This window comes from Streptomyces sp. NPDC045956, from assembly GCF_056430705.1.
In genome coordinates this window covers 99,938-124,569 of record NZ_JBWKKZ010000014.1, presented here as the reverse complement: position 1 = coordinate 124,569, position 24,632 = coordinate 99,938, and the positions used below count along the sequence as shown (strand labels likewise).

Here is a 24,632-nt window from a genome sequence, read left to right as displayed (position 1 = left end):
AGCGGTGACGAACCGTCACAGCAGCCCGTCCCACATCTGCTCCAGCAGCACCGACCACCAGCTCTCCGGCGAGCCGAGCGCCGCCGGGTCGAGCGCGGCCAGCTGAGCCTGGAAGTCCACCGTCCAGCGGCCCGCCTGCTCCTGGTTCAGCCCGAACCGCAGCCGCCACATACGGCCCAGCAGGGCCAGGCTGCGCGCGAACTCCGGCAGCCCCGTGTTGACGAACTGCGGCGGCACCGGCGCCCCGCCCGGACCGGCCTCCACCGGCACCGCCACGATGGCCGCCGTGCCGTACTGCACGCAGATCGCCCGGCCGAAGTCACTGCCCACGACGAGGTACGAACCGGCGTCCGGGGCCGGCTGCACCCCCCGCTCGGCCGCCAGCTCCGCCAGCGTCGGCACCGGTCGGCCCGGCTGGGCCTGCGCCCAGAAGAACGGGCCCATGTCCATCGGCAGGCCCGCCGCGACCAGCGTGTGCGCCACGACCGGCGGCACACCCTGACGCGACACCGCGGCCTGCTCGAACCGGAAGACCCCCGGACCGAACGCGCCGCCCAGCTCCTGCCCGATGACCTCCGGCGGCACCGGCGGCACCGGCTGCACGGGCGGCAGCGGGGCGCGCACCGGCGCCGGCCGGGCCGGCCCGTCGGCCACCTGGTGCAACTCGCCCTGATGCTCCAGTAGTTGCTGCATGCCCTGCTGCCGGCTCGCGTGGTCCGTGCCGTACGGGGCGATGGAGGTGATCCGCGCCTGGGGCCACTGCTCGCGGATCATCCGTGCGCAGTACGCGCCCGGCAGCTCGCACGACTCCAGCTCCGTGTGCAGCTCCAGCACCTGGTCCGGCGGCACGTTCATGGCGCGCAGCTCGTGGAAGATCTGCCACTCCGGGTGCGGCGTACCCGGCGCCGAACGCCGGATCAGCTGCTGCTCGGAGCCGTCATGGGCGCGGTACCGCAGCACGGCCTGGTAACCCGGGCCGACCGTCGGCAGACCGGCGGGCGGCTGCGGGTAGCCGTACGCGGGCGGCTGCCCGGGCACCGGCCCGCCGGGCGGAGGCATGGCGCCGGGCGGCATGGGCTGTGCGGCGCCGGGGACGCCCGGAGCACCGGGCGGCGGCGGAGGCGCACCCGGGCCGCCCACCGGGGGCGCGGCCAGCACGGTCTGGGCGTGGTGCACGGCACCGCCCGCGCCACCGGAGGAACCCTGGCGGCCCGGCGCACCCGGAGCCACGGGGGGCGGCGGCGTACCCGGCCCACCCGGAGACGCGGAAAACGGAGGCGTGCCCGGACCGCCGGACACCCCGGGGCCGCCCGGCGCACCCGGAGGCGCGGGCGGCGCGGGAGGCCCGGGCTGCCGCGGCGCACCGCCACCCGTCCGGCCCGGGTCGGCCAGCATCGTGGCGGCGTGGTGCACCCCGCCCGGGGGCGTGCCGCCGGGCGCACTCGGCGGAGGCGGCGTCCCCGGCGCACCCTGACCGGCGGGCGGCTGCGGCGCGTTCGGCGGAGGCGGCGTACCGGGGCCGTTGCCCGGACCCTCGGGGCCGAGCGACGACACCAGCTGCGTCGGCACGTAACCACCCGCCGGCGCTCCCGGCGCGGACGGCGGCGGCGTACCTCCGGGGCGCACGCCCGGCACGCCCGGCGCGCTCGGCGGAGGCGGGGTGGTGGAACCACCGCCCCGGCGCGGCGGCGGCGACGCCTTGCTGGTCGCCGCGTCGGCGATGTCCCCCGCGTCCGGCGAGAGCGACCGGTCCGGCGTGCCGGACGCACCCGCACCCGTGCCCGCCGACGGCTGCGGCGGCGACGCGGGCGGCGGCGTACCCGCTCCCGCGGGCGCGGCCGAGGCGTTCGGGTCCTCGATCGCCGGGGCGACCGCCGTCGGCGGCAGCCCGCTGCCCCCCGACAGCAGCGCCGTCTTGGCCTCCGGCGTCGCCGCGGGCGGCGGCACGTCGCGGTCGACGCTGCTCAGCGGCGGCGCGAACACGGTCTCCGGCAGCGGCACCGAACGGTCCTCACCGGCGTCCGCGTTGGTGTCCGTCCCCGCCCAGGGCGTCGCCCCGGCCGGCGCTCCCGCCGCGGACGAGCCGGCACCACCGGACCCGGCGGCCGGCCACACCGCACCGCTCGACTGCGCGTCGGCCGAGGCCGCGGGAGCCGGCGGCGCGGCGGGGAACGCGGACGGCGCGGGCGCCGTCGGCACCCCGGCCTGCGTCTCGGGCAGCGCCCCGGGCCCCGCGTCGGCACCGGCGGCGGCCGCGCCGCCCCCCTGCCGCCGATCCGGAATACCCAGCTTGTCCGCCGCCTCCTGCAACCACTCCGGCGGACTCAGCAGGAACGACGTCTGATTCAGGTCCACCCGCGCCGCGGGCGCCGGCACCGGCTCCGCGGCCTCCTCCGGACGGCCGTACTCCTCCTCGTACCGGCGGATGACCTCGCCCACTGGCAGCCCGGGCCACAACGTCGCCTCACCGCTGTCCCGCGCGATCACCAGCCGCTGCGCACCCCCGTCCGAACGCGGCCCGTCCGCCCGGTCCTCGGCCCACACCACGAAGCCGAGGTCGAACTCCCGCACCCGCACCTCGCGGTGCTGGTACGACGGCACCTCGCCGTTGACCCACTCCTCCGCGCGCTCCTGCGCCTGCGCGAACGTCACCATCGCCAGCTCACTCCCCTACCGAAGACGCCGAAGACGCCGCGGCCACCGACGCCACCGGCACCGCACGCGCGAACCCGCCGTCCACCATCAGGTTCGCCACCGTCTCCAGCTCCGGCGGAGAGCCCGCGAGCCGCGACAGGAACGCGTCGAAGTCCTCACCGCAGGGCCGCAGCAACCGCTCCACCCGCTCGGCGGGCGGCAACGCGGGGTCCGCGTCCCGAACGTCGTCGTACGCGCAGAACCACACCGAACCCAGCCGCTCGCCCTTCACCTTCACCGCGAGCAGACCGCCCTGGACGAACGCGACACCCAGGTAGTCCTTGGTCAGATGGTCCCGCAGACACTTGTTCACATAGATCAGGTCGTTGACCGCCGCCTCCTCACGCACCGTGAAGAACGGCTGGTCCACCAGCAGCCCCAGCTCCGCGTCGAGCGCCGTACCCACCGGGGCGCAGCCGCCCGCCGCCTTCAGGAACGACCGGTACGCGCCCGGCAACCGGTACCCGAGATCCTCCTCGACCTCCTGCACCTGCTGCTCCGACACGGCCACCCCCGACTTCGGCAGACCGAAGTGCGCCGGACGCGTCTCCTGCAACGGCCGCGTGCCCCGCTTGCCCTGGTCCACCGCCGCCGTCGCGATCCCGCCGTGGTGCCGCAACAGCGCCTTCACCTCGACCGGGACCAGCTCCATCCGCCGCGAACCGGCCACGTGGTGCCACGTCCAGCCGTGCGGCGTCGCCACCGCGGGCACCGTGTCCCACAGCTCGTGCCCCGACGCCGACAGCGCCGCATTGGCCGACACGTAGTCCGTCAGCCGCAGCTCGTCGACGCCGAACCCCTCCGGCGGATCCGCGATCTCCGCGACCGCGCGCGCGTACGGCGAGAAGACGGGGTAACCACCCTCGTCCACCCGTACCCCTCTCGGGTGACGGGCCGCCCGCACCGGATCCGGGAAATGCACGACCTGTCCGGCATAGGCCGCGTTCGGCGGCGCGGCTTGTTGCCCGAGCCGACCTGTCGTCATGGCGGTTGCCCCCTGCGGCGTCTGTCTGATCTGTCTGGACTGTCTCTTCCACCGCACGCGATCGCGGTGCCGACAGCCTATGCGGTACGGCAAGAGGGGTCACCGGCAGCGGACCCCGGGCCCGACACGCCCGCCTCCGCTTCCGTGACCAGCCGTCACCCTCCCGTGACGCACCGCCCGTACCCGGGCGTGTCGCCACGCCCCAGCTTCCGCAGCCGCCACGGGATTTGGCACTCTGTGACCTCCGGGGGGATGCTCAGGAGGGGAAACGATCATGAGTGCGACACAGACGGGACCCGACACCGGACGGTCCGACGGACCACGCGGCGGCGACCCCCGCGTCGGCTGGAGCAGCACGGAAGCCCACCACGCGCCGGTCCTCCGGCACCGCCGCGACGGCATCCTCCCCACCGTCGCCGCCGCCCTGTCGGTCCGCGGCACCACCCTCACCGGCACCGCCACCCGGGCCGACGCACCGCCCGCCCTGCACCCTCTCGTACAGGACTTCCTCGACACCCTCACCAGCGGCCAACGCGACCGCTACACCGGCCGCTGCGCCGAGACGATCCTCATCTCACGGCACCTGGCCACCGCCGACGCCGCCCGCAGCAAACGCGCCGCGCGCAAGCCCATGACCAACGGCGAGGCACGCAAGACGCTCAAGCACTCCAAGCTCACCACCCGCCGCATCCGCGAGGACGGCGACCCCCTGCACGGCAGCTTCGCCGCACCGTGCCGCGCCTGCACCGCCCTCAGCGCCCACTTCGGCGTCCGCGTCGTCGACCCCACGACGCAGGACGGCTGACCCCCGGCCACCACCACCACCGAAAACAGAGCCGCCAGAGCCACCAGAGCCGACCGAAACGAACCAAGGGCCGATGCAAGCCGACCGCACCTCCACCACCCGCTTCCCCGTCCCCGTCGACGCCGCGCTGCGCGACGCCGGCTGGCTGCCCGGACGCTGGGACATCAAGCAGGCCGAGATCTGGGCCGACACCCTGCGCGAGCACACCTCACCCGCGGGACACCGCCACACCGTCTTCCCCGCCGCCGTCGAGGCCTGGGCCGAATTCGGCGGCCTCCACATCGCCCCCACCGGCCCCGGCCGCCAGATCGCCCCCGCCGTCCTCCACCTGGACCCCCTGCACGGCCTCCACATGGCCCGCACCCTCGGCGACCTCGGCCGCGCCCTCTCCACCCGGACCTGCCCCCTCGGCATCGAGACCGACAGCCAGTCCCTCGTCGCCATCGACGCCGAAGGCCGCGTCTACGCCCTCGACCACACCGGCGACTGGTACCTCGGCCCGGACATCGACCAGGCCCTCGCCACCCTCGTCGCCGGCGCCCAGCCGACCCGCCTCACCACCGGCTGACCCGCGGACTACAACGCCGCCGACGACGCCGGAATCACCGCCGACACCCGGAAACCCCCCGCGTCCGTCGGGCCGGACACGAACACCCCGCCCAGCGCCGCCACCCGCTCCTTCATCCCCACCAGCCCGTTGCCCCCCGACGGCAACCGCGCCGACGACGCGGAGGCCAGCTCCGGCGGCGGCTCGTTCTCCACCTGCATCGCGATCTCCGAGACCCGGTGAGCCAGCCGCACGTACGTCTTCGCACCGGCCGCGTGCTTGTGCACGTTGGTCAACGCCTCCTGCACCACCCGGAACGCCGTCGACTCCACCTCGGGCGGATACGACCGCTCCTCCCCCTCCACCGACAGGTTCACGACCATCCCGGCCGCCTCCGACTGCCCCACCAACTCGTCCAGCTCGGACAGACACGGCCCGTCGCCGGGCCCCTCACCGTCCCCCGCGGCCCGCGACGCCGCCGCCGCGGCGGCCGCCCCCACCGCCGCCAGCGGAACCGACGCCCGCTCCCCGCGCACACCCTCCCCGCCACTGCGCAGCACCCCGAGCATCTCCCGCAGCTCCGTCAGCGCCTGCCGCCCCATGTCCCCCACCAGCGCGGCGTTCTTCACCGCCTTCTCCGGGTCCTTCCGCGCCACGGCCTGCAACGCGGCCGCATGCACCACCATCAGACTCACCCGGTGCGCGACCACGTCGTGCATCTCGCGCGCGATCCGCGTCCGCTCCTCGTTGCGGGCCCACTGCGCGCGCTCCTCCGCCCGCTCCGCGAGCAGCTGCAGCTCCCGCTCCAGACTGTCCGCCCGCTCCCGCAGGCTCTCCATCAACCGGCGCCGCGCCCCCACGTACAGACCCAGCAGCAGCGGCGGAGCGGTCACGCCCAGGGACGTCCCGATCGACGCGAACGGGAAGAACCAGTCCCCGAAGTCCACACCGTCCCGCGCCATGTCCTGCCGCAGCCGTACGAACGTCACGATCAGCGTCCCCAGGAACGACATCCCGGCCAGCGACCCGATGATCCGCCGCGGCAGCTCCGACGCCGCCAGCGTGTACAGGCCGACGACACCCAGCAGGAAGCCCATCTCGGCGGGCGTGATGGCGATCCCCACCAGCACGACCGCGATCGGCCACCTCCGCCGCAGCACCAGCACCGAGCCGGCCAGCAACCCGAAGACGACCCCCGCCGCCAACGGAATCCCCGCGTCCCGCGCGAAGGGGACCCCCTCCGCCGCGCACTCCAACGCGGACACGGCGCCGAGGCTCACATCGAGCACCGCACCGCGCCGCCTGTCCCACCACCAAGGCCCACCCCGGGCCGGTGCGTGTTCTTCCCCCGTCGTGGTCATGCCTCCCAGCCTACGGGCGGCGGGCGCCCCATTTCCGGTGACTTTCGACAAACGATAGGACGCGATATCCCTCGAACTGGTGAACCCTGGGCCGTTCACCTCCCGACGCGAAGATTCCGGCCGGACGGTATGCCCATGGCACCTCCACGGAACAAGTACGCGGACTTCGAGGGCTTGCGGGAACGGGCGGTGGCGCTGCGGCGCGCCGGCTACAGCCTTCGGCAGATCCGCGACGAGCTGAAGGTCTTCAACAACGACATCCTCAACCAGCTGGTGAAGGGGGAGCCGCCGCCGGAGTGGACCAAGCGGCCGAACGCGAAGGACGACGTCAGGGCCAAAGCGCGCGAGCTACGCCTCCGGGGATGGACGTACGACCAGATCGAGGCCGAGCTGGGCTGCTCCAGGAGTTCGGTGTCGCTGTGGGTGCGGGACCTTCCGAAACCCGAACCTCGATACACCCCGGAAGAACAGAGGTCCCTCATGAAGGCCGGCCTCACGCGCCTGCGCGAGGCACAGGAATCGGAGCGCGAGAGCGTGCGGGCCGCGGCCGAGCAAGAAGCCGGCGGCCTCAGCGACAGGGAGCTGTTCCTGACCGGCGTGGCGCTCTACTGGGCCGAGGGCGCCAAGAGCAAACCGTACGACCGACGCGAGCGGGTCGTCTTCGTGAACAGCGACCCGGGAGTGATCGAGGTCTACCTGGCCTGGCTCGACCTGCTCGGCGTGAGCCGCGACCGTCTCACCTACCGGATCCTCATCCACGAATCGGCGGATGTCACGGCGGCCCACGAGCACTGGGCGGGCATTGCCGGAATCGATGTCTCGGCGTTCGCCAGGCCCACCCTCAAGCGGCACAACCCCAAGACCGTCCGAAAGAACACCGGCGACAGCTATCGGGGTTGCCTGGTCGTGGGGGTCGCCAAGGGCGCCGAACTGTACAACCGCATCGAAGGCTGGTGGAGCGGCATCGTGACTTCCGCGCAGATGCGACTCCGGTAAGGTCTGATGCGCTGTCCCCCGTGGTGTAACTGGCAGCACACTGGTTTTTGGTACCAGCAGGACAAGGTTCGAATCCTTGCGGGGGAGCCACAGCGCACACCGCCTGGGTTCGGGTCCTGACCGGCGAAAGCCGTTGTCAGGGCCCGCACTCATGCCCCCCACCCACCACCCCGGTATCCTGCGGATGTCCACCCCCACCCCCCGAAAAGCCGAAGGGCATCCCGTGAGCGCCATTCGCCCGGCAGCCGTCGTCGTCCTCGCAGCGGGTGAGGGCACCCGTATGAAGTCGGCCACCCCCAAGGTCCTGCACGAGCTGTGCGGCCGTTCCCTCGTCGGTCATGTGCTCGCCGCCGCAGGCGAGCTGGGCCCCGAGAACCTGGTCGTCGTCGTCGGACACGCCCGTGAGAAGGTCACCGCCCACCTCGCCGAGGTCTCCCCCGACGTACGCACCGCCGTCCAGGAGCAGCAGAACGGCACCGGGCACGCGGTGCGGATGGGGCTGGAGGCACTGGGCGGCACCGTGGACGGCACGGTCGTGGTCGTCTGCGGTGACACGCCCCTGCTGACCGGCGAGACGCTCCAGGCCCTCGCCGCCACGCACACCGCCGACGGGAACGCCGTCACCGTGCTGACCGCCGAGGTGCCGGACGCGACGGGGTACGGCCGGATCGTGCGGGACGGGGCCTCCGGTGCCGTCACCGCGATCGTGGAGCACAAGGACGCCTCCGAGTCGCAGCGGGCGATCCGCGAGATCAACTCCGGTGTCTTCGCCTTCGACGGGCAGCTGCTCGCCGACGCGCTCGGCAAGGTGCGTACGGACAACAGCCAGGGCGAGGAGTACCTCACCGACGTCCTCGGCATCCTGCGCGAGGCCGGGCACCGGGTCGGCGCGTCGGTCGCCGGGGACCACCGGGAGATCGCCGGGATCAACAACCGGGTGCAGCTCGCGGAGGCCCGTCGGATCCTGAACGACCGGCTGCTGACGCGGGCGATGCTGGCCGGCGTGACGGTCGTGGACCCGGCGACCACCTGGGTCGACGTGACGGTGACCTTCGAGCAGGACGTGATCGTCCACCCGGGCACGCAGCTGCACGGCTCCACCCACCTCGCCGAGGGGTCCGAGGTCGGGCCGAACTCCCGGCTCACGGACACGCGGGTCGGCGCCGGTGCCCGCGTGGACAACACCGTCTCGGTCTCGGCGGCCGTCGGCCCCGAGGCGACCGTGGGCCCGTACGCGTATCTGCGTCCCGGTACCCGTCTGGGGCTCAAGGCCAAGATCGGTACGTACGTCGAGACGAAGAACGCCTCCATCGGCGAGGGCACGAAGGTGCCGCACCTCTCCTACGTGGGTGACGCGACGATCGGCGAGTACTCGAACATCGGGGCCGCGAGCGTGTTCGTGAACTACGACGGGGAGACCAAGCACCACACGACCGTCGGCTCGCACTGCAAGACGGGATCGGACAACATGTTTGTGGCTCCTGTCACGGTCGGGGACGGCGCCTACACCGCCGCCGGCTCGGTGATCACGAAGGACGTGCCGCCCGGTTCGCTGGCCGTGGCCCGTGGCCAGCAGCGGAATATCGAGGGTTGGGTGGCTCGGAAGCGACCGGGGAGCGCGGCGGCGAAGGCGGCCGAGGCGGTCTCCGGGGAGGCCGGCGGCGAGGGCTGACCGGAAACCGGCACGTCGAACACGGCGTACCGTGATAGGTGCACATCCGCACCCCACCAGCTGAGACGCCCCCGCGGCCAGTCGGGAGAGCGCCCGTGACGCTCAGCTGCGAAACCTCTGAGGAGAACGTGCTGTGACCGGGATCAAGACGACCGGCGAGAAGAAGATGATGTTCTTCTCCGGCCGCGCCCACCCCGAGCTTGCCGAGGAGATCGCCCACGAGCTGGGTGTCGGGGTCGTTCCGACGAAGGCCTTCGACTTCGCCAACGGCGAGATCTACGTGCGTTACCAGGAGTCGGCGCGCGGTGCGGACTGCTTCCTGATCCAGAGCCACACGGCCCCGATCAACAAGTGGGTCATGGAGCAGCTGATCATGATCGACGCGTTGAAGCGCGCGTCGGCCCGCTCCATCACCGTCATCGTGCCGTTCTACGGTTACGCGCGGCAGGACAAGAAGCACCGCGGACGTGAACCGATCTCGGCGCGTCTGATCGCGGACCTGATGAAGACCGCGGGTGCGGACCGGATCCTCGCGGTGGATCTGCACACGGACCAGATCCAGGGCTTCTTCGACGGTCCCGTGGACCACCTGTTCGCGCTGCCGCTGCTGGCGGACTACGTGGGTGCGAAGGTGGACCGTTCGAAGCTGACGGTGGTCTCGCCGGACGCCGGCCGGGTGCGGGTGGCGGACCGCTGGTGCGACCGTCTGAGCGCGCCGCTGGCCATCGTGCACAAGCGGCGCGACAAGGACGTGGCGAACCAGGTCACGGTGCACGAGGTCGTGGGTGACGTGAAGGGACGTATCTGCGTCCTCGTCGACGACATGATCGACACCGGTGGCACCATCTGCGCCGCGGCGGACGCGCTGTTCGCGCACGGTGCGGAGGACGTCATCGTGACGGCCACGCACGGTGTGCTGTCGGGTCCGGCGGCGGACCGGCTGAAGAACTCGAAGGTGAGCGAGTTCGTGTTCACCAACACGCTGCCGACGCCGAACGAGCTGGAGCTGGACAAGATCACGGTGCTGTCGATCGCGCCGACCATCGCGCGTGCGGTGCGCGAGGTGTTCGAGGACGGTTCGGTGACGAGCCTGTTCGACGAGCAGTAGCGGCGTGCGGTCCGCGCCGTTCGCCGCGGGCCGTCGTGGCTGATCGTTTTGGGTGCGGCCTCCCTCTCCGAGTAGACTGCTGAAGTTGCTCGGCGAGGGAGGCCGCACCCGTTTTCGCGGGTGTGGCGGTCCGTTATCGACGCGCTCTTCGTAGCAGGCCGTTCGTGGCCGGGTGACCACGTCCGCTTTCTACCTCTACGAGGAGTGATCATGTCCGAGGTGAAGATCTCCGCCGCCACGCGCAGCGAGTTCGGCAAGGGTGCCGCCCGTCGTATCCGTCGTGACAACAAGGTTCCCGGTGTGCTGTACGGCCACGGTTCCGACCCGATCCACCTGACGCTGCCGGGCCACGAGCTGCTGCTGGCGCTGCGTACGCCGAACGTCCTCATCGCGCTGGACGTCGACGGCAAGTCCAACGAGCTGGCGATCCCGAAGTCCGTGCAGCGCGACCCGATCAAGGGCTTCCTGGAGCACGTCGACCTGCAGCTGGTGAAGCGCGGCGAGACCGTGACCGTCGAGATCCCGGTGCAGACCGAGGGTGAGCTGGCGCCGGGCAACTTCCTGCTGGAGCACGTCCTGTCCGCGCTGCCGGTCGAGGCCGAGGCCACGCACATCCCCGAGCAGGTCACGGTGTCGGTGCAGGGTCTGGAGGCCGGTGCCTCGGTCCTCGCCAAGGACGTGAAGCTGCCCAGCGGCGTGAAGCTGGCCGTCGAGGACGACGCCGTGGTGCTGCAGGTCCTGGCCGCGCAGGCCGAGGAGCCGGCCGCCGAGGGCGAGACCGAGGGTGACGAGGCCGCGGAGGCCTGATCCCTCCCTCACGGTCAACGTACGTCGGCCGCTGTTCCCGTGGGGGCAGCGGCCGACGCGTCTGTGCGGACGGCCATGGCGGACGGCCATGGCGGACACGAAGGAGACGGGGACGTGACGACGGACGCGAGGGCGCCCTGGCTGGTGGCCGGACTCGGCAATCCGGGAGCGGAGTACGCCGCGAACCGGCACAACGTCGGTTTCATGGTGGCGGACCTGCTGGCGGAGCGGATCGGGGCGCGGTTCAAGCGGCACGGCAAGGCGCAGGCTCAGGTGGTCGAGGGTCGGATCGGGCCGCCGGGGCCGGGCAGCCGGCGCGTGGTGCTGGCGAAGCCGATGTCGTTCATGAACGTGTCGGGCGGGCCGGTGACGGCGCTGCGGGACTTCTACAAGGTTCCGGTCGGCAACATCGTGGCGGTGCACGACGAGTTGGACATCGACTACGGCGTGCTGCGGCTGAAGCTGGGCGGCGGGGACAACGGGCACAACGGGCTGAAGTCGATCACGAAGGCGCTGGGGCCGGACTACCACCGGGTGCGGTTCGGGATCGGGCGGCCGCCCGGGCGGATGCCGGTGGCCGATTTCGTGCTGCGGGACTTCTCGTCGACGGAGCGCAAGGAGCTGGACTGGTTCGTGGACCGGGCGGCGGACGCGGTCGAGGCCCTGGTGATCGAGGGCCTGGAGCGGGCTCAGAGCGCGTACAACTCCTGACGCACGTCTCCTGACCTCCGGCTCCTGACGCACGACTGCTGACCTCCGGCTCCTGGCGTACAACTCCCGACTTGTCCGGTGATGGCGTACGGGCGAGTTGACCGGGCGTGCAGGTATGGCCAATGATCCCGGCCATGCCCGCCTCCGCCGCCGCCCATTCCCGTCAGGTCTCCTCCGCCCTGCTGCGGTTGGGCCGGGTCGCGGCGATGGGCGCGGTGACGGTGGTGATCCTGATCGCCGGGGTCTGGGCGTCCTGGGGCACGGCGCAGCACGTGCTGCTGACCAAGGGCCGGGAGCAGGGCACCGTCGAGGTGACGCGGTGCGGCGGGGGTGTGTGCAGTGGGTCCTACGCGCCGGTGTCGGCGGGGTCGCAGGCGCGCGGGCGGGTGGTTCTGGAGGACTCGGTCGCCGTGCGCCAGGGGCGGACGTACAGCGTGGTGATGAAGCCGGGGAGTGACGACGCGGTGCGGTCGGGGCCGGCCGGGGTGCTCTATGCCTGGGTGCCGTTGGGCGGGGCGTTGCTGCTGGCGTCGGTGGTGGTGGCCGGGGGTCTGCGGCGGACGCGGGCGGCGTGGGTGATGGCCGGGGCGGGGATCGCCCTGCTGACGGCGGCGTTCCTCGTGGTGTGAGGTCCGGGCGTACGACGTGACGGTGCCCCCGTGCTCCTGGTGAGCGCGGGGGCACCGTCGTGCGTGCGGGGCAGGTCAGCCGGTGTTGCGCAGGCCGGCGGCGACGCCGTTGACGGTGAGGAGCAGCGCCCTGGCGAGCAGCGGGTCGGCTTCCTCGCCCGCGGCGGCGGCCTCGCGCTGGCGGCCGAGGAGGGCGACCTGGAGGTAGGAGATCGGGTCGAGGTAGGCGTCGCGGATGGCGAAGGTCTGCTTCAGGACCGGGTCGGCGTCCAGGAGTTCGCTCTCGCCGGTGACGCGCAGGACCTCGGCGACGGTGAGTTCGTGTTCGGCCTTGATGGCGTCGAAGACGTGCTTCAGCTCGTCCGGCACGAGGGTGTCGACGTAGTGCTGGGCGATGCGCAGGTCGGTCTTGGCGAGGGTCATCTCGACGTTGGAGATGAAGTTGCGGAAGAAGTGCCACTGCTGGTGCATCTCGTCCAGGACGGTGTCCAGGCCGGTCTCGCGCAGGGCCTTCAGGCCGGAGCCCACGCCGTACCAGCCGGGGACGATCTGCCGGGACTGGGTCCAGCCGAAGACCCAGGGGATGGCGCGCAGTCCGTCGAGCGAGACGCCCGAGCCGGGGCGGCGGGAGGGCCGCGAGCCCAGGTGCAGGTCGGCGAGCTGGTCGACCGGCGTGGAGGCCAGGAAGTACGTGGGCAGGTCGGGGTCCTCGACCAGCTTGCGGTAGGCGGCGTGGGCGGCGTCGGAGACGACGTCCATCGCGGCGTCCCAGCGGGCGAGGGCCTCGTCGGACTGGCGGGGGGCGGTGTGCAGGGCGGAGGCCTGGAGGGTGGCCGCGACGGTCAGCTCCAGGTTCTCCCTGGCCAGGGCCGGGATGAGGTACTTGTCGGAGATGACCTCGCCCTGCTCGGTGACCTTGATCTCGCCCTCCAGGGTGCCCCAGGGCTGGGCGAGGATCGCGTCGTGCGAGGGGCCGCCGCCGCGGCCGACGGTGCCGCCGCGGCCGTGGAAGAGGCGCAGCCGCACGCCGTAGCGGTGGGCGACGTCGCGCAGGCGGCGCTGGGCGCGGTGGATCTCCCACTGCGAGGTGGTGATGCCGCCGAACTTGGAGGAGTCGGAGTAGCCGAGCATGACCTCCTGGACGTCTCCGCGCAGGGCGACCAGGCGCCGGTAGGAGGGGTCGGAGAGGAGGTCCTCCAGGATGGTGTCGGCGGCCTTCAGCTCGTCGGTCGTCTCCAGGAGCGGCACGATGCCGATCTTCGCCCAGCCGGCGTGCAGGTCGATGAGGCCGGCCTCGCGGGCGAGCACGGCGGCGGCGAAGACGTCGTCGGCGCCCTGGCACATGGAGATGATGTAGGACTCGATGACCTCGGGGCCGAAGACCTCCAGGGCGCGCCGGACGGTCTGGAAGACGCCGAGGGTCTTCTCCCCGGCGGCGTCGACGGGTGCCGGGGTGGGTGCCAGGGGGCGCCGGGAGCGCAGTTCCTTGGCGAGGAGCTTGGTGCGGTACTCGCGGGGCATGTCGGCGTAGCGCCAGGACTCCTCGCCGAGCCGGTCGAAGAGCTGGCCGAGGGCGTGGTGGTGGGCGTCGGCGTGCTCGCGGACGTCCATGGTGGCGAGCTGGAGGCCGAAGGCGGCGAGGGTGCGGATGGTGCGGGCGAGGCGGCCGTCGGCGAAGAGGCCGCCTCGGTGGGCGCGCAGGGAGGTCTGGACGATGCGCAGGTCGTCGAGGAGTTCGGCGGTGCCGAGGTAGTCGTGGCCGGCCTCGTGGGGGGTGCCCTTGGCGAGGCGCTGCTTGGTGTTCTCCAGCTTCTGCCGGATGCAGGTGGCCTTGAGCCGGTAGGGCTCCTCGGCGTTGAGGCGCTTGTAGCGGGGGCTGATCTCGGGGAGCCGTTCGAGGTCGGCCTGGAGGGAGGTGAGGAGTTCCTCGGTGGCGCCGGTGTAGCGGATGGAGTTGGAGAGGAAGCCGCGCAGCTCGTCGATCATCTCCAGGGCGTCGTTGATGCCGTGCTCGTGCTGGAGGATGAGGACGTCCCAGGTGACCTGGGGGGTGACGTTGGGGTTGCCGTCGCGGTCGCCGCCGATCCAGGTGCCGAAGGTGAGGGGGCGGGTGTCGTCGGGGAGCTTGACGCCGGCCCGCTCCAGCTCCGCGGTGAGGTCCTCCAGGACGTCGCCGACGGCGTTGGCGTGCAGTTCGTCCAGGTAGTAGATGGCGTTGCGGGCCTCGTCGGCGGGCTCGGGGCGGACGACGCGGAGTTCGTCGGTCTGCCAGACGAGGTCGATGTTCTCGGCGAGGCGGGTGTCGAGGCGGCGCCGGTCGGACGCGATGACCGGGGTGTCCAGGAGCGCGGCGATGCGGCGCAGCTTGTTGAGGACGGAGCGGCGGGCGGCCTCGGTGGGGTGGGCGGTGAAGACGGGCCGGACGTTGAGGTTGCGGACGGTGTCGCGCAGGTGCTCGGGGTCGGCGTCCTTCAGACGGTCGGCGGTCCGGGCGAGCAGTCCGCCCTCGGCGGCGCGCCGGGCGCCCAGTTCCCGGCCGCGGTGGACCTGCTCGGTCACGTTGGCGAGGTGGAAGTACGTGGAGAAGGCGCGGACCAGCTTGGCCGCGGTCTCCAGTTCGGTGCCGCGCAGCAGCTCGGCGGCGGCCTCGCCGTCCTCTCGGGTCAGGCGGCGCACCTTCTCGACGAGTTCCAGCAGCTCGGGGCCCTCCTGCCGCACCAGGGTCTCTCCGAGGAGATCACCCAGCCGGCGGATGTCGGCGCGCAGTTCGCTGCTGGTCGTCACGGTGGTCTGGTCGTCGGCACTGCTCACAGGTGCGGCTCCTTGCAGTGTTGAAGCTCGTCTGGGAGGGGACCCGGACGGCCGTCTCGCGCGGCGGGCGCCGCTTACCGGGCCGGACGTCCGGGAAGTAATCAGAGCGGACCGCGCTGTCCGACCGACCCCCAGGATAGGTGTCGGCCGGGACGCGCAGGCTCTGGGGCTCTTGCCGCGGCACCACGCGCTGCCATACTTACGTCGCCGTAGGTTACGGAACCGTAGGAACGAGCACACGGATACCGAGACCCGGCACCGGACATCACCCTCGACCCCCCAGGGGACGCGCATGACCACGAGTTCCGATGTGATCCCAGACGCTTCGAAGAATCCCGACGGCACCGCCGCGCCGTCCGCCACGCTGGGCGGTGAGCAGAAGCGGTCCGTCGAGCAGATCATGCTGCTGCTGTTCATCACCGTCCCGTTCCTCGCGCTGGTGGCGGCGGTGCCGCTGGCCTGGGGGTGGGGTGTGAGCTGGCTGGATCTGGGCCTGCTGGTCTTCTTCTACTTCCTGGGCTGCCACGGCATCACCATCGGCTTCCACCGTCACTTCACCCACGGTTCCTTCAAGGCGAAACGGCCGCTGAAGATCGCCTTGGCGATCGCGGGCTCGATGGCCGTCGAGGGTCCGCTGGTCCGCTGGGTGGCCGATCACCGCAAGCACCACAAGTTCTCCGACCACGAGGGCGATCCGCATTCGCCGTGGCGGTACGGGGAGACGGTCCCGGCCCTGATGAAGGGCCTGTGGTGGGCGCACATCGCCTGGATGTTCGACGAGGAGCAGACCTCGCAGGAGAAGTACGCCCCGGACCTGATCAAGGACCCGGCGCTGCGTGCGATCTCCCGCCAGTTCGTCCTGTGGACGCTGGTGTCGCTCTCCCTCCCGGCGCTGATCGGCGGGCTGGTCACGATGTCGTGGTGGGGGGCGTTCACGGGGTTCTTCTGGGGGTCACTCGTGCGGGTGGCGCTGCTGCACCACGTGACGTGGTCGATCAACTCGATCTGCCACGCGGTCGGCAAGCGCCCGTTCAAGTCGCGGGACCGTTCGGGCAACGTGTGGTGGCTGGCGATCCTGTCCTGCGGTGAGTCCTGGCACAACCTGCACCACGCCGACCCGACCTCGGCGCGGCACGGCGTGATGCGCGGCCAGCTGGACTCGAGCGCGCGTCTGATCCGCTGGTTCGAGCAGCTCGGCTGGGCCTACGACGTGCGGTGGCCGTCACGCTCGCGTATCGATTCCCGGCGGAACACGGACGAAGGCGGCTCCCGCCGCCGGAAGGAAACCGTCGAGGCGGCATGATGGTCGCTGTGGCGACCGACTCCAGCACTCCGAGCAATGACAAGCCGCGCCGCGCGCGCCGCACCCGGATGACCGGTGCCGAGCGCCGCCAGCAGCTGCTGGAGATCGGTCGCACCCTCTTCGCCGAGAAGGGTTTCGAGGGCACGTCGGTGGAGGAGATCGCGGCGAAGGCCGGGGTCTCCAAGCCGGTGGTGTACGAGCACTTCGGCGGCAAGGAGGGGCTGTACGCGGTGGTGGTGGACCGTGAGATGCGGCGGTTGCTGGACATGGTGACCAGTTCCCTGACCGCCGGTCATCCGCGGGAGCTGTGCGAGCAGGCGGCCTTCGCGCTCCTGGACTACATCGAGGAGTACACGGACGGTTTCCGCATCCTGGTCCGCGACTCCCCCATCCCGCAGTCGACGGGTACCTTCGCCTCCCTCATCTCGGACATCGCCACCCAGGTGGAGGACATCCTGGGCCGCGAGTTCAAGAACCGGGGTTTCGACGCCAAGCTGGCCCCGCTGTACGCGCAGGCGCTGGTGGGCATGGTGGCGCTGACCGGGCAGTGGTGGCTGGACGTGCGCCGCCCGAAGAAGGCGGAGGTGGCGGCGCACCTGGTGAACCTGGCGTGGCACGGGCTGGACGGTCTGGAGCCCAGGCCGCGGCTGATCGGCCACCGCAAGAGCTAGCGGCACACCGGGGGAACCACGTATGCAGCCGCTCCGCGGAGTCACCGTCGTCGCGCTCGAACAGGCGGTGGCCGCTCCCTACGCCAGCCGCCAGCTCGCGGACCTCGGCGCGCGGGTGATCAAGGTGGAGCGTCCGGGCACGGGGGACTTCGCCCGCGCCTACGACGCCCGGGCACGGGGTCTGAGTTCGCACTTCGTCTGGGTGAACCGGAACAAGGAGTCCCTCACCCTGGACATCAAGGACCCGCGCGGGGCGGAGGTGCTGCGCCGGCTGATCGCGGGCGCCGACGTCTTCGTGCAGAACCTGGCGCCGGGCGCGGCGGCCCGGGCCGGCCTGGGCGCGGCGGAGCTGCGGTCCCGGCACCCCGGTCTGATCGTGTGCGACATCTCCGGTTACGGCGCTCCCGGCCCTTACGCGGACCGCAAGGCGTACGACCTGATGGTGCAGGCGGAGTCGGGGCTGCTGTCGGTCACGGGCACGCCGGAGGAGATGGCCAAGGTGGGCGTCTCGGTGTCGGACATCGCCGCCGGGATGTACGCGTACAGCTCGATCCTGGCCGCGCTGCTGGAACGCGGGCGGACCGGGCGGGGCACGCATCTGGACGTGTCGATGCTGGAGGCCACCGTGGAGTGGATGGGCTTCCCGCTGTACTACGCCCTCGACGGGGCCGAACCGCCGCCGAGGGCGGGTGCCGCGCACGCCACGATCCACCCCTACGGCCCGTTCACGGCGGGCGACGGCAAGGTCGTCATGATGGCGATCCAGAACGAGCGCGAGTGGCGCGGCTTCTGCGAGCGGTTCCTGGAGCGGCCGGAGCTGGCCGGCCACCCCGACTACGCGACCAACGCCGCCCGCAACGCGCACCGCGAGACGCTGGGCCGGATCGTCGCCGCCCGCTTCGCGGAGCTGACGAGCGCCGAGGCCATGGACCTGCTGGGCGCGGTGCCGGTGGCGAGCGCCCGGGTGAACACGCTCGACGAGGTGTGGGCGCACCCGCAACTGGCCGCGCGCGGGCGCCTGCACGAGGTGCCGACCCCGGTGGGGCCCGTACCGGCCCTGGCGCCTCCCGGTCCGACGGGCGGGGCGCCCCGCATGGAGGCGGTGCCCGCGCCGGGCGAGCACACGCGGGCCGTCCTCGGCGAGCTGGGCCTGTCCGCGGAGGACATCGAGGCGCTGGTGGCGGACGGGGTGGTGTGACCCGTCCGGTCCGCCGCTCGGGGTGGCGCGGCTGCCTCCGCGGGGGTGGTCAGCGGCCCCTTTGCGTGCGGGCCACGGCGAAGACGCGGCGGAACGGGAACGGGGTGCCGTGCGCCCCGGCCGGGTAGGCGGCGCGCAGCGCGGTGCGGTACTCCGCGACGAAGGCGTCGCGGGCCTCGGGGTCGTCGTCGAGCGCGGTGAGCACGGGCCGCAGCCCGGTCCCCTTCACCCAGTCGAGGACGGCGTCCTCGCCGGTCAGCAGGTGGACGTACGTCGTCTCCCACACGTCGGCGGTGCAGCCGGCCGAGGTGAGGCGGTCGAGGTAGGCCTCGGGGGTGAGGACGGCCCCGTCGTGGCGCAGGGTGCCGGCGAGGCGGTCCCGCCAGCGCGGGGAGTGGGCGATCTCGCGCATCAGGCGGTGGCTGGGGGCGTCGAAGTTGCCGGGCACCTGGAAGGCGAGGACGCCGCCGGGGGCGAGGCCGGCGATCCAGTCGGGGAAGCGGTCGGCGTGGCCGGGGACCCACTGGAGGGTGGCGTTACTGACGAGGAGGTCGTACGGCTCGGCGGGCGTCCAGGTGCGGACGTCGGCGGGGGCGAAGTCGAGGTGTCCGCCCCCGGGGGTGGGTCCGGCGTGCTCCCGAGCGCGTTCGAGCATCCGCGCCGAGTTGTCGTAGCCGGTGATGCGGGCGGTGGGCCAGCGGTCGGCGAGCAGGACGGTGACGTTGCCGGGGCCGCAGCCGAGGTCGGCGATGCGGGGCGGCCTCGCGGAGGCGCCCTCCGCCTCGGCGAGGTCGGGCACGCGCGCGAGGAGGTCGGCGAAGGGGCGGGCGCGGTGCCCGGCGTGGCGCAGGTACTGGGCGGGGTCCCAGGTGGGGGTGGTGGCGGGCATGGAGCCTCCAGGGTCGCGTGCGGGGCGGGTACCCAGCGTCACCGAGCAACTATCTCGACGTCAAGAGAGTTGAGGTCAAGAGACTTCACATCGACACAACCACTACACTGATCGTCATGGAGGACGAGGTCGATCGGCTGGTCGCAGCGTGGCGCCGGGAGCGCCCGGACCTCGACGTGGAACCGCTCGAGGTGCTGAGCCGGGTCAGCCGGCTCGCCCGGCACCTGGACCGCGCACGTCGGCTGGCCTTCTCCGAACACGAACTCGAGCCGTGGGAGTTCGACGTCCTGACGGCGCTGCGCCGCGCGGGCACCCCGTACCAGCTCTCGCCGGGCCAGCTCCTCACGCAGACCCTGGTCACCTCGGGCACGATGACCAACCGGATCGACCGCCTGGCCAAGAAGGGCCTGGTGGAGCGCCTGCCCGACCCCAGCGACCGGCGCGGCGTGCTGGTCCGGCTCACGGACGAGGGCCGGGACCGCGCCGACCGGTCCCTGGCGGGCCTGCTGGACCAGGAGCGCGCGATCCTCGCCGAGCTGTCCCGCGCCCAGCGCAGCGAACTGGCGGCACTGCTGCGCCAGTTGACCGCACCGTTCGACAACATCCCCGGCTGAGGCGCCGCCGCCCCGGCCGCCGGCCGGTGTTCACCGGCCCCGTCAGGCGCTGGTGCTCTCCCGCGACCCGATCCGCTCGGCCGGCCCCAGGTCCACCGGTCCCACCCCAGCCCGGCGGGCCAGTGCCACGGCCGCGAGGGTGGAGTGGACGCCCAGCTTGCCCAGCACGTTCTGCATGTGGGTGCGGACGGTGTGGGGGGACAGGAACAGCCGCTCGGCGACGGCCTTGCGTCCGAGCCCGGCCACCATGCAGCGCAGCACCTCGCGTTCGCGCGGGGTCAGCGACTCCACCAGCCGTTCGCTCTCGGTGCGGTGCTTGCGGGCGGCGGTCAGCTCCCGCAGGACGCCGGTGAGCAGGGCGGGCGGCAGATGCGTCTCGTCGCGCAGGACGCCCCGGATGACGCTGAGCAGCCGTGACAGGGAGCAGTCCTTGGCCACCCACCCGCAGGCGCCGGCGCCCAGCGCGAGGGCCGCCCGCCGGGGGTCGTCCTTCTCGGCGAGGACGACGGTCCGCACTCCCGGCTGCGCCGTCCGCACCCCGCTGACCAGCGAGATCCCGTCCACCAGGCCGTCCTCGTTGCCGTCCCGCACCGGCACGGCCGGCCGGGCGCCGGGCACCCGGCCGCCGAGGTCGGCGTCGACGAGCAGCACGTCGAACCGCCGCCCCTCGGACGCGGCCCGCTCCAGGCAGCGCAGCGCGGCCGGACCGCTGCCGGCCGCGGAGACGTCGACGTCGGGTTCGGCGGCCAGGGCGGCGGCCAGCGACTCGGCGAAGATGCGATGGTCGTCGACGACCAGGACTCGGATACGAACCACGAAACCCCCTCCCCCGAGCTCCTCCAGGAGCAGGGGATACCCATCGTCTGTCCGTCGTCGGAAGACGCCACCGGCACGGGTACGACGCCCGGAGTCCCGTGCCCGACGGTGCGTTCGGTGCTCCGGGACAGGACGCCGCGGCCGCACGGCCGCCGCCGCGCAACCACCACTGCCCCCGTCCCGGGCGTCGTACCCGGCTGTCTCGCCCCCTGAACGGCACCGGCCCCCACCGGTGCTGTCCATCAGAGTACGGGCGGGCGCCGGGAGCGGAAGGCTATTTGCAGAACTGACAGTCCGGCACGTTTATGGTGAGCCGCATGTTTCGTCTTGTGACAGAAGTGGACAAGGCACGGCGTGATCTGCTGCGCACCCGCCTGCGGGAGACGAACACGGCGGCCTCCCCGGTGCTGCGTTCCTTGCGCGGAACCGCTCACGAACGCGAATTCCCGCTGCACGTCTGGGTCCTGGACGAGGCCGGTGCGCTGGCCGGCGGCCTCGTCGGCCACACCTGGGCGACCTGGCTGCACGTGACCTACCTGTGGGTCGCCGACCGCCACCGCGGCGCCGGGCTGGGCTCCGCGCTGCTGGCGGAGGCGGAGCGCGTGGCCCGCCGGGAACGGGGCTGCTCGGCGTCCCGGGTGGAGACCTGGGACTTCCAGGCACCGGACTTCTACCGCGGGCAGGGGTACGAGGTGGTCTGCGTGATCCCCGACTATCCGCCGGGGATCACGGAGTACACGCTGGTGAAGCGGCTCGGGTAGCCGGGCTCAGACCAGGCGCCGCGCCCCCGCCGAGGGCACCGCCTCGAAGACCCGCGGAGCGGTGAGGCCCGCCGCCGCGAACGCCTCCTCCACCGCCTTGGTGACGGCGTCGACGTCGGCCGCCTCCACGAGGACGATGGCCGAGCCGCCGAAGCCGCCGCCGGTCATGCGGGCGCCGAGGGCGCCGGCCGCGAGGGACGTGTCGACGACCAGGTCCAGTTCCCGGCAGGAGATGCGGAAGTCGTCGCGCAGCGAGGTGTGGCCCTCGACCAGGACCGGGCCGATGGCGCGGGTGTCGCCGGACTCCAGCAGCGCCACCACCCGCTCGACCCGCTCGTCCTCGGTGACGACGTGGCGCACCAGGCGGCGCACCTCCTCGTCGTCGGCCAGCCGCTCCAGCGCCGCGTCCAGCTCCTCGTACGCCACGTCCCGCAGCGCGTCGACGCCGAGCAGCGCGGCGCCCTTCTCGCAGCCGGCGCGGCGCTTGCCGTACTCGCCCTCGCTGTGGGAGTGCTTGACGCGGGTGTCGACGACGAGCAGGCGCATGCCCTCGGCCGCGAGGTCGAAGGGGATCTGGCGCTGGGAGAGGTCTCGGGTGTCGAGGAAGAGGGCGTGCCCGGTCTCGCAGCAGGCGGACGCGGTCTGGTCCATGATGCCGACCGGGGCGCCGACGTAGACGTTCTCCGCCCGCTGGCACAGCCGGGCCAGCTGCCAGCCGCGCAGGCCGAGGGCGTACAGGTCGTTCAACGCGAGGGCCACGACGACCTCCAGGGCAGCCGAGGACGAGAGCCCGGCGCCCGAGGGGACCGTCGAGGCGAGGTGGATGTCGGCGCCGGTCAGCTCGTGACCGGCCTCGCGCAGCGCCCAGACGACGCCCGAGGGGTAGGCGGTCCATGACCTGTCCGAGCCGGGGTCCAGGTCGGCGACCCGCAGCTCGACGGGTGCGGCGGCGATGTCCGCCGAGTGCAGGCGCAGGATGCCGTCGTCGCGCCGGGAGACGGCGGCGACCGCGGTGTGCGGCAGGGCGAACGGCATGACGAAGCCGTCGTTGTAGTCGGTGTGTTCGCCGATGAGGTTGACCCGGCCCGGCGCCGCCCACACCCCTTCCGGGTCCGCCCCGTACAGCTCCCGGAACCGCTCGCCGACGGTCTCCGCGACAGCCTCGCCCATGCCCTGACCCCTAGCCCTTCGTCGAGTCCTGGTCCGCGCGCCGCTGCGCGAACTCCCACGCGTCCGCCACGATCCCCGCGAGGTCCGCGCGGGACGGGTTCCAGCCCAGTTTCTCGCGGGCGGTGGCGGCCGACGCCACCAGGACCGCCGGGTCGCCGCCGCGGCGCTCCGCGACGACCTCCGGGATCGGGTGGCCCGTCACCCGGCGGACGGTCTCGACGACCTCGCGGACGGAGAAGCCGGCGCCGTTGCCCAGGTTGCAGATGAGGTGCTCGCCGGGGACGGCCGCGCCCAGGGCCAGCAGGTGGGCCTCGGCCAGGTCGGCGACGTGGATGTAGTCGCGCACGCAGGTGCCGTCGGGGGTCGGGTAGTCGTCGCCGAAGACGGAGATGGCCTCGCGCCGGCCCTGCGCCACCTGGAGGACCAGGGGGATCAGGTGGGACTCGGGGTCGTGGCGCTCGCCGTACGCCCCGTAGGCGCCCGCGACGTTGAAGTAGCGCAGCGAGACCGCGCCCAGCCCGTGGGCCTTCGCCTCGCCCGTGATCATGTGGTCCACGGCGAGCTTGGAGGCGCCGTAGGGGCTGGTGGGCCTGGTGGGCGCGGACTCGACGATCGGGGACTCCTCCGGCTCGCCGTAGGTCGCGGCCGTGGAGGAGAAGACGAGCCGGCGCACGCCCGCCGTGCGCATCGCCTCCAGCAGGGCCATGGTGCCGCCGACGTTGTTGTCCCAGTACTTCTCGGGCTTCACGACCGACTCGCCGACCTGGGAGAAGGCGGCGAAGTGCAGCACCCCGTCGAAGGTGGCGTCCAGCCACTTGGCGGCGTCGCGGATGTCCCCCTCGACGAACACGGCGCCCGCCGGGACCCCCTCGCGGAAGCCCGTCGAGAGGTTGTCGAGCACGACGACCTCGTGACCGGCTTCCAGCAGATGCTGGGCGACGACGCTGCCGACATAGCCCGCACCGCCCGTCACCAGGTACTTCCCACTCATGAACTCGCTACCTCTCGCAGTCGCTCGGCCGCGAACTCCGGGGGCACGTCGTTGATGAACACGTCCATGCCCGACTCGGAGCCCGCGAGGAACTTCAGCTTGCCGGACGTACGGCGGATGGTGAAAAGCTCCAGGTGCAGCGCGAAGTCGTCCCGCACCACGCCCTCGAAGTCCTCCAGGTGCCCGAACGGCGCCTGGTGCCAGGCGGCGATGTACGGCGTCGGAGGCTCGCCCTCACCGAAGATCCGGTCGAAGCGCCTCAACAGTTCCAGATAGACCTGGGGGAACTCTGTGCGAGCCGCCTCGTCGAGCCCGAGCAGGTCGGGCACCCGGCGCTTGGGGTAGAGGTGCACCTCGTACGGCCAGTGCGCGGCGTGCGGCACGAAGGCGGCCCAGTGCGCGCCCTCCAGGACGACCCGCTCACCGGCCAGCTCCTCCTCCAGGACCGCGTCGAACAGGTTCTCCCCGCCGGTGGCGTCCTTGTGGGCGGCGAGCGAACGGAGCATCTGGGCGGTGCGGGGGGTGGTGAAGGGGTAGGCGTAGATCTGCCCGTGCGGGTGACCCAGCGTCACGCCGATCTCGGCGCCCCGGTTCTCGAAACAGAACACCTGGTCCACGGAGGGCAGATGCGACAGCTCCGACGTCCGGTCGGTCCAGGCGTCGAGCACGAGCCGGGCCTGCTCCTCGCTCAGGTCGGCGAAGGACGCGTCGTGGTCGGAGGTGAAGCAGACGACCTCGCAGCGCCCGGAGTCGCCGGCCAGCGAGGGGAAGCGGTTCTCGAAGACCACCACGTCGTACGACGAGTCCGGGATCTCGCTCAGCCGCTCGCCCCGCGTGGGGCACAGCGGGCACTGGTCGGCGGGCGGGTGGTAGGTGCGGCCCTGGCGGTGCGAGGCGATGGCGACCGAGTCGCCGCGCAGCGGGTCGCGGCGGACCTCGGAGGTGGTGACGGTGGGCTCCAGCGGACGACGGTCCACGGCGTCGCGGACCGCGTCGTCGTGCAGGTCGTAGTAGACGAGCTCGCGACCGTCGGCCAGCCGGGTCGAGGTCTTCTTCACTGCCGCACTCCTCTACACCCGCACCCAATCACTCA

Annotated in this window: 22 protein-coding genes and 1 tRNA gene; 14 read left to right on the top strand and 9 right to left on the bottom strand. The window is 72.4% G+C overall.

All coding sequences use genetic code 11. The features are described 5' to 3' along the window. Window positions 1-15: 15 nt before the first annotated feature. Both AC07FV_RS30860 and AC07FV_RS30855 read right to left on the bottom strand, forming a co-directional pair. A complete protein-coding gene (locus AC07FV_RS30860; RefSeq protein ID WP_479090806.1) occupies window positions 16-2,655 on the bottom strand; it encodes an SUKH-4 family immunity protein in 2,640 nt (879 codons plus the stop codon). Window positions 2,656-2,662: 7 nt separating this feature from the next. Continuing rightward, complete coding sequence (locus AC07FV_RS30855) at window positions 2,663-3,679, bottom strand: SMI1/KNR4 family protein (protein ID WP_479090805.1); 1,017 nt, start codon at window positions 3,677-3,679, stop codon at window positions 2,663-2,665. A gap of 274 nt (window positions 3,680-3,953) precedes the next feature. On the opposite strand from AC07FV_RS30855, the gene AC07FV_RS30850 reads away from it, so the two are divergent. Next, entirely contained in the window at window positions 3,954-4,484 is a 531-nt protein-coding gene (locus AC07FV_RS30850; RefSeq protein WP_479090803.1) for a YwqJ-related putative deaminase, read from the top strand. A gap of 73 nt (window positions 4,485-4,557) precedes the next feature. Further along, window positions 4,558-5,052 (top strand): SUKH-3 domain-containing protein, encoded by a 495-nt coding sequence (locus tag AC07FV_RS30845; RefSeq protein WP_479090801.1) that lies wholly within the window; start codon window positions 4,558-4,560, stop codon window positions 5,050-5,052. An 8-nt stretch (window positions 5,053-5,060) separates the two neighbouring features. Here the strand turns inward: AC07FV_RS30845 and AC07FV_RS30840 are convergent, their stop codons facing one another. Beyond that, window positions 5,061-6,392 carry a sensor histidine kinase gene (locus AC07FV_RS30840; RefSeq protein WP_479090799.1) on the bottom strand — a complete coding sequence of 444 codons (1,332 nt, stop codon included), beginning with the start codon at window positions 6,390-6,392 and terminating at the stop codon, window positions 5,061-5,063. A gap of 135 nt (window positions 6,393-6,527) precedes the next feature. Between AC07FV_RS30840 and AC07FV_RS30835 the strand changes: the two genes are divergently transcribed. The 7 genes from AC07FV_RS30835 (at window position 6,528) to AC07FV_RS30805 (ending at window position 12,315) form a co-directional block, all read left to right on the top strand. After that, window positions 6,528-7,388, top strand: a complete 861-nt coding sequence (locus tag AC07FV_RS30835; RefSeq protein ID WP_479090798.1) for a hypothetical protein — start codon at window positions 6,528-6,530, stop codon at window positions 7,386-7,388. Between the two features lie 14 nt (window positions 7,389-7,402). Next, window positions 7,403-7,478 (top strand) — tRNA-Gln (locus AC07FV_RS30830). A gap of 133 nt (window positions 7,479-7,611) precedes the next feature. Continuing rightward, window positions 7,612-9,060, top strand: a complete 1,449-nt coding sequence (glmU, locus tag AC07FV_RS30825) for a bifunctional UDP-N-acetylglucosamine diphosphorylase/glucosamine-1-phosphate N-acetyltransferase GlmU (RefSeq protein WP_479090796.1) — start codon at window positions 7,612-7,614, stop codon at window positions 9,058-9,060. 133 nt (window positions 9,061-9,193) lie between these two features. Further along, a complete protein-coding gene (locus AC07FV_RS30820) occupies window positions 9,194-10,168 on the top strand; it encodes a ribose-phosphate diphosphokinase (protein WP_356608896.1) in 975 nt (324 codons plus the stop codon). A 210-nt stretch (window positions 10,169-10,378) separates the two neighbouring features. Next, a complete protein-coding gene (locus tag AC07FV_RS30815) occupies window positions 10,379-10,975 on the top strand; it encodes a 50S ribosomal protein L25/general stress protein Ctc (RefSeq protein WP_479090794.1) in 597 nt (198 codons plus the stop codon). Window positions 10,976-11,050: 75 nt separating this feature from the next. Beyond that, complete coding sequence (gene pth / locus AC07FV_RS30810) at window positions 11,051-11,686, top strand: aminoacyl-tRNA hydrolase (protein ID WP_479090793.1); 636 nt, start codon at window positions 11,051-11,053, stop codon at window positions 11,684-11,686. A gap of 122 nt (window positions 11,687-11,808) precedes the next feature. Beyond that, window positions 11,809-12,315: a hypothetical protein gene (locus AC07FV_RS30805; protein ID WP_479090791.1), complete on the top strand. Its 507-nt coding sequence runs from the start codon at window positions 11,809-11,811 to the stop codon at window positions 12,313-12,315. 75 nt (window positions 12,316-12,390) lie between these two features. Here AC07FV_RS30805 and ppc read toward each other — a convergent pair whose 3' ends face one another. Continuing rightward, the gene (ppc, locus tag AC07FV_RS30800; RefSeq protein ID WP_479090789.1) at window positions 12,391-15,126 is read right to left on the bottom strand and encodes a phosphoenolpyruvate carboxylase; all 2,736 of its coding nucleotides are present in this window, start codon (window positions 15,124-15,126) and stop codon (window positions 12,391-12,393) included. A gap of 292 nt (window positions 15,127-15,418) precedes the next feature. On the opposite strand from ppc, the gene AC07FV_RS30795 reads away from it, so the two are divergent. The 3 genes from AC07FV_RS30795 to AC07FV_RS30785 are packed head-to-tail and all read left to right on the top strand — an operon-like array spanning window position 15,419 to window position 18,298. Beyond that, the gene (locus tag AC07FV_RS30795) at window positions 15,419-16,429 is read left to right on the top strand and encodes an acyl-CoA desaturase (protein ID WP_479090788.1); all 1,011 of its coding nucleotides are present in this window, start codon (window positions 15,419-15,421) and stop codon (window positions 16,427-16,429) included. Continuing rightward, entirely contained in the window at window positions 16,426-17,100 is a 675-nt protein-coding gene (locus tag AC07FV_RS30790) for a TetR family transcriptional regulator (RefSeq protein WP_479090787.1), read from the top strand. The genes AC07FV_RS30795 and AC07FV_RS30790 overlap by 4 nt, the downstream gene beginning before the upstream one ends. Before the next feature lie 22 nt (window positions 17,101-17,122). Further along, window positions 17,123-18,298 carry a CaiB/BaiF CoA transferase family protein gene (locus AC07FV_RS30785; protein ID WP_479090786.1) on the top strand — a complete coding sequence of 392 codons (1,176 nt, stop codon included), beginning with the start codon at window positions 17,123-17,125 and terminating at the stop codon, window positions 18,296-18,298. Between the two features lie 49 nt (window positions 18,299-18,347). Here the strand turns inward: AC07FV_RS30785 and AC07FV_RS30780 are convergent, their stop codons facing one another. Next, window positions 18,348-19,187 carry a trans-aconitate 2-methyltransferase gene (locus AC07FV_RS30780; RefSeq protein ID WP_479090785.1) on the bottom strand — a complete coding sequence of 280 codons (840 nt, stop codon included), beginning with the start codon at window positions 19,185-19,187 and terminating at the stop codon, window positions 18,348-18,350. A 116-nt stretch (window positions 19,188-19,303) separates the two neighbouring features. Between AC07FV_RS30780 and tamR the strand changes: the two genes are divergently transcribed. Beyond that, the gene (tamR, locus tag AC07FV_RS30775) at window positions 19,304-19,801 is read left to right on the top strand and encodes a MarR family transcriptional regulator TamR (protein WP_055417342.1); all 498 of its coding nucleotides are present in this window, start codon (window positions 19,304-19,306) and stop codon (window positions 19,799-19,801) included. A 42-nt stretch (window positions 19,802-19,843) separates the two neighbouring features. Here the strand turns inward: tamR and AC07FV_RS30770 are convergent, their stop codons facing one another. Further along, entirely contained in the window at window positions 19,844-20,617 is a 774-nt protein-coding gene (locus AC07FV_RS30770; protein WP_479090783.1) for a response regulator transcription factor, read from the bottom strand. Between the two features lie 305 nt (window positions 20,618-20,922). On the opposite strand from AC07FV_RS30770, the gene AC07FV_RS30765 reads away from it, so the two are divergent. After that, window positions 20,923-21,378, top strand: coding sequence for a GNAT family N-acetyltransferase (locus tag AC07FV_RS30765; RefSeq protein WP_479090782.1), 456 nt, complete (start codon window positions 20,923-20,925; stop codon window positions 21,376-21,378). Window positions 21,379-21,384: 6 nt separating this feature from the next. On the opposite strand, the gene galK is transcribed toward AC07FV_RS30765, so the two are convergent. From galK to galT, 3 genes are read right to left on the bottom strand one after another with little or no spacing between them, the layout of a single operon-like run. Further along, on the bottom strand, window positions 21,385-22,548 hold the full coding sequence (galK, locus tag AC07FV_RS30760; RefSeq protein ID WP_479090780.1) for a galactokinase: 1,164 nt from the start codon (window positions 22,546-22,548) through the stop codon (window positions 21,385-21,387). 10 nt (window positions 22,549-22,558) lie between these two features. After that, window positions 22,559-23,539: a UDP-glucose 4-epimerase GalE gene (gene galE, locus AC07FV_RS30755; protein ID WP_479090779.1), complete on the bottom strand. Its 981-nt coding sequence runs from the start codon at window positions 23,537-23,539 to the stop codon at window positions 22,559-22,561. Continuing rightward, window positions 23,536-24,597: a galactose-1-phosphate uridylyltransferase gene (gene galT, locus AC07FV_RS30750; protein ID WP_479090778.1), complete on the bottom strand. Its 1,062-nt coding sequence runs from the start codon at window positions 24,595-24,597 to the stop codon at window positions 23,536-23,538. The genes galE and galT overlap by 4 nt, the downstream gene beginning before the upstream one ends. Window positions 24,598-24,632: the final 35 nt, after the last annotated feature.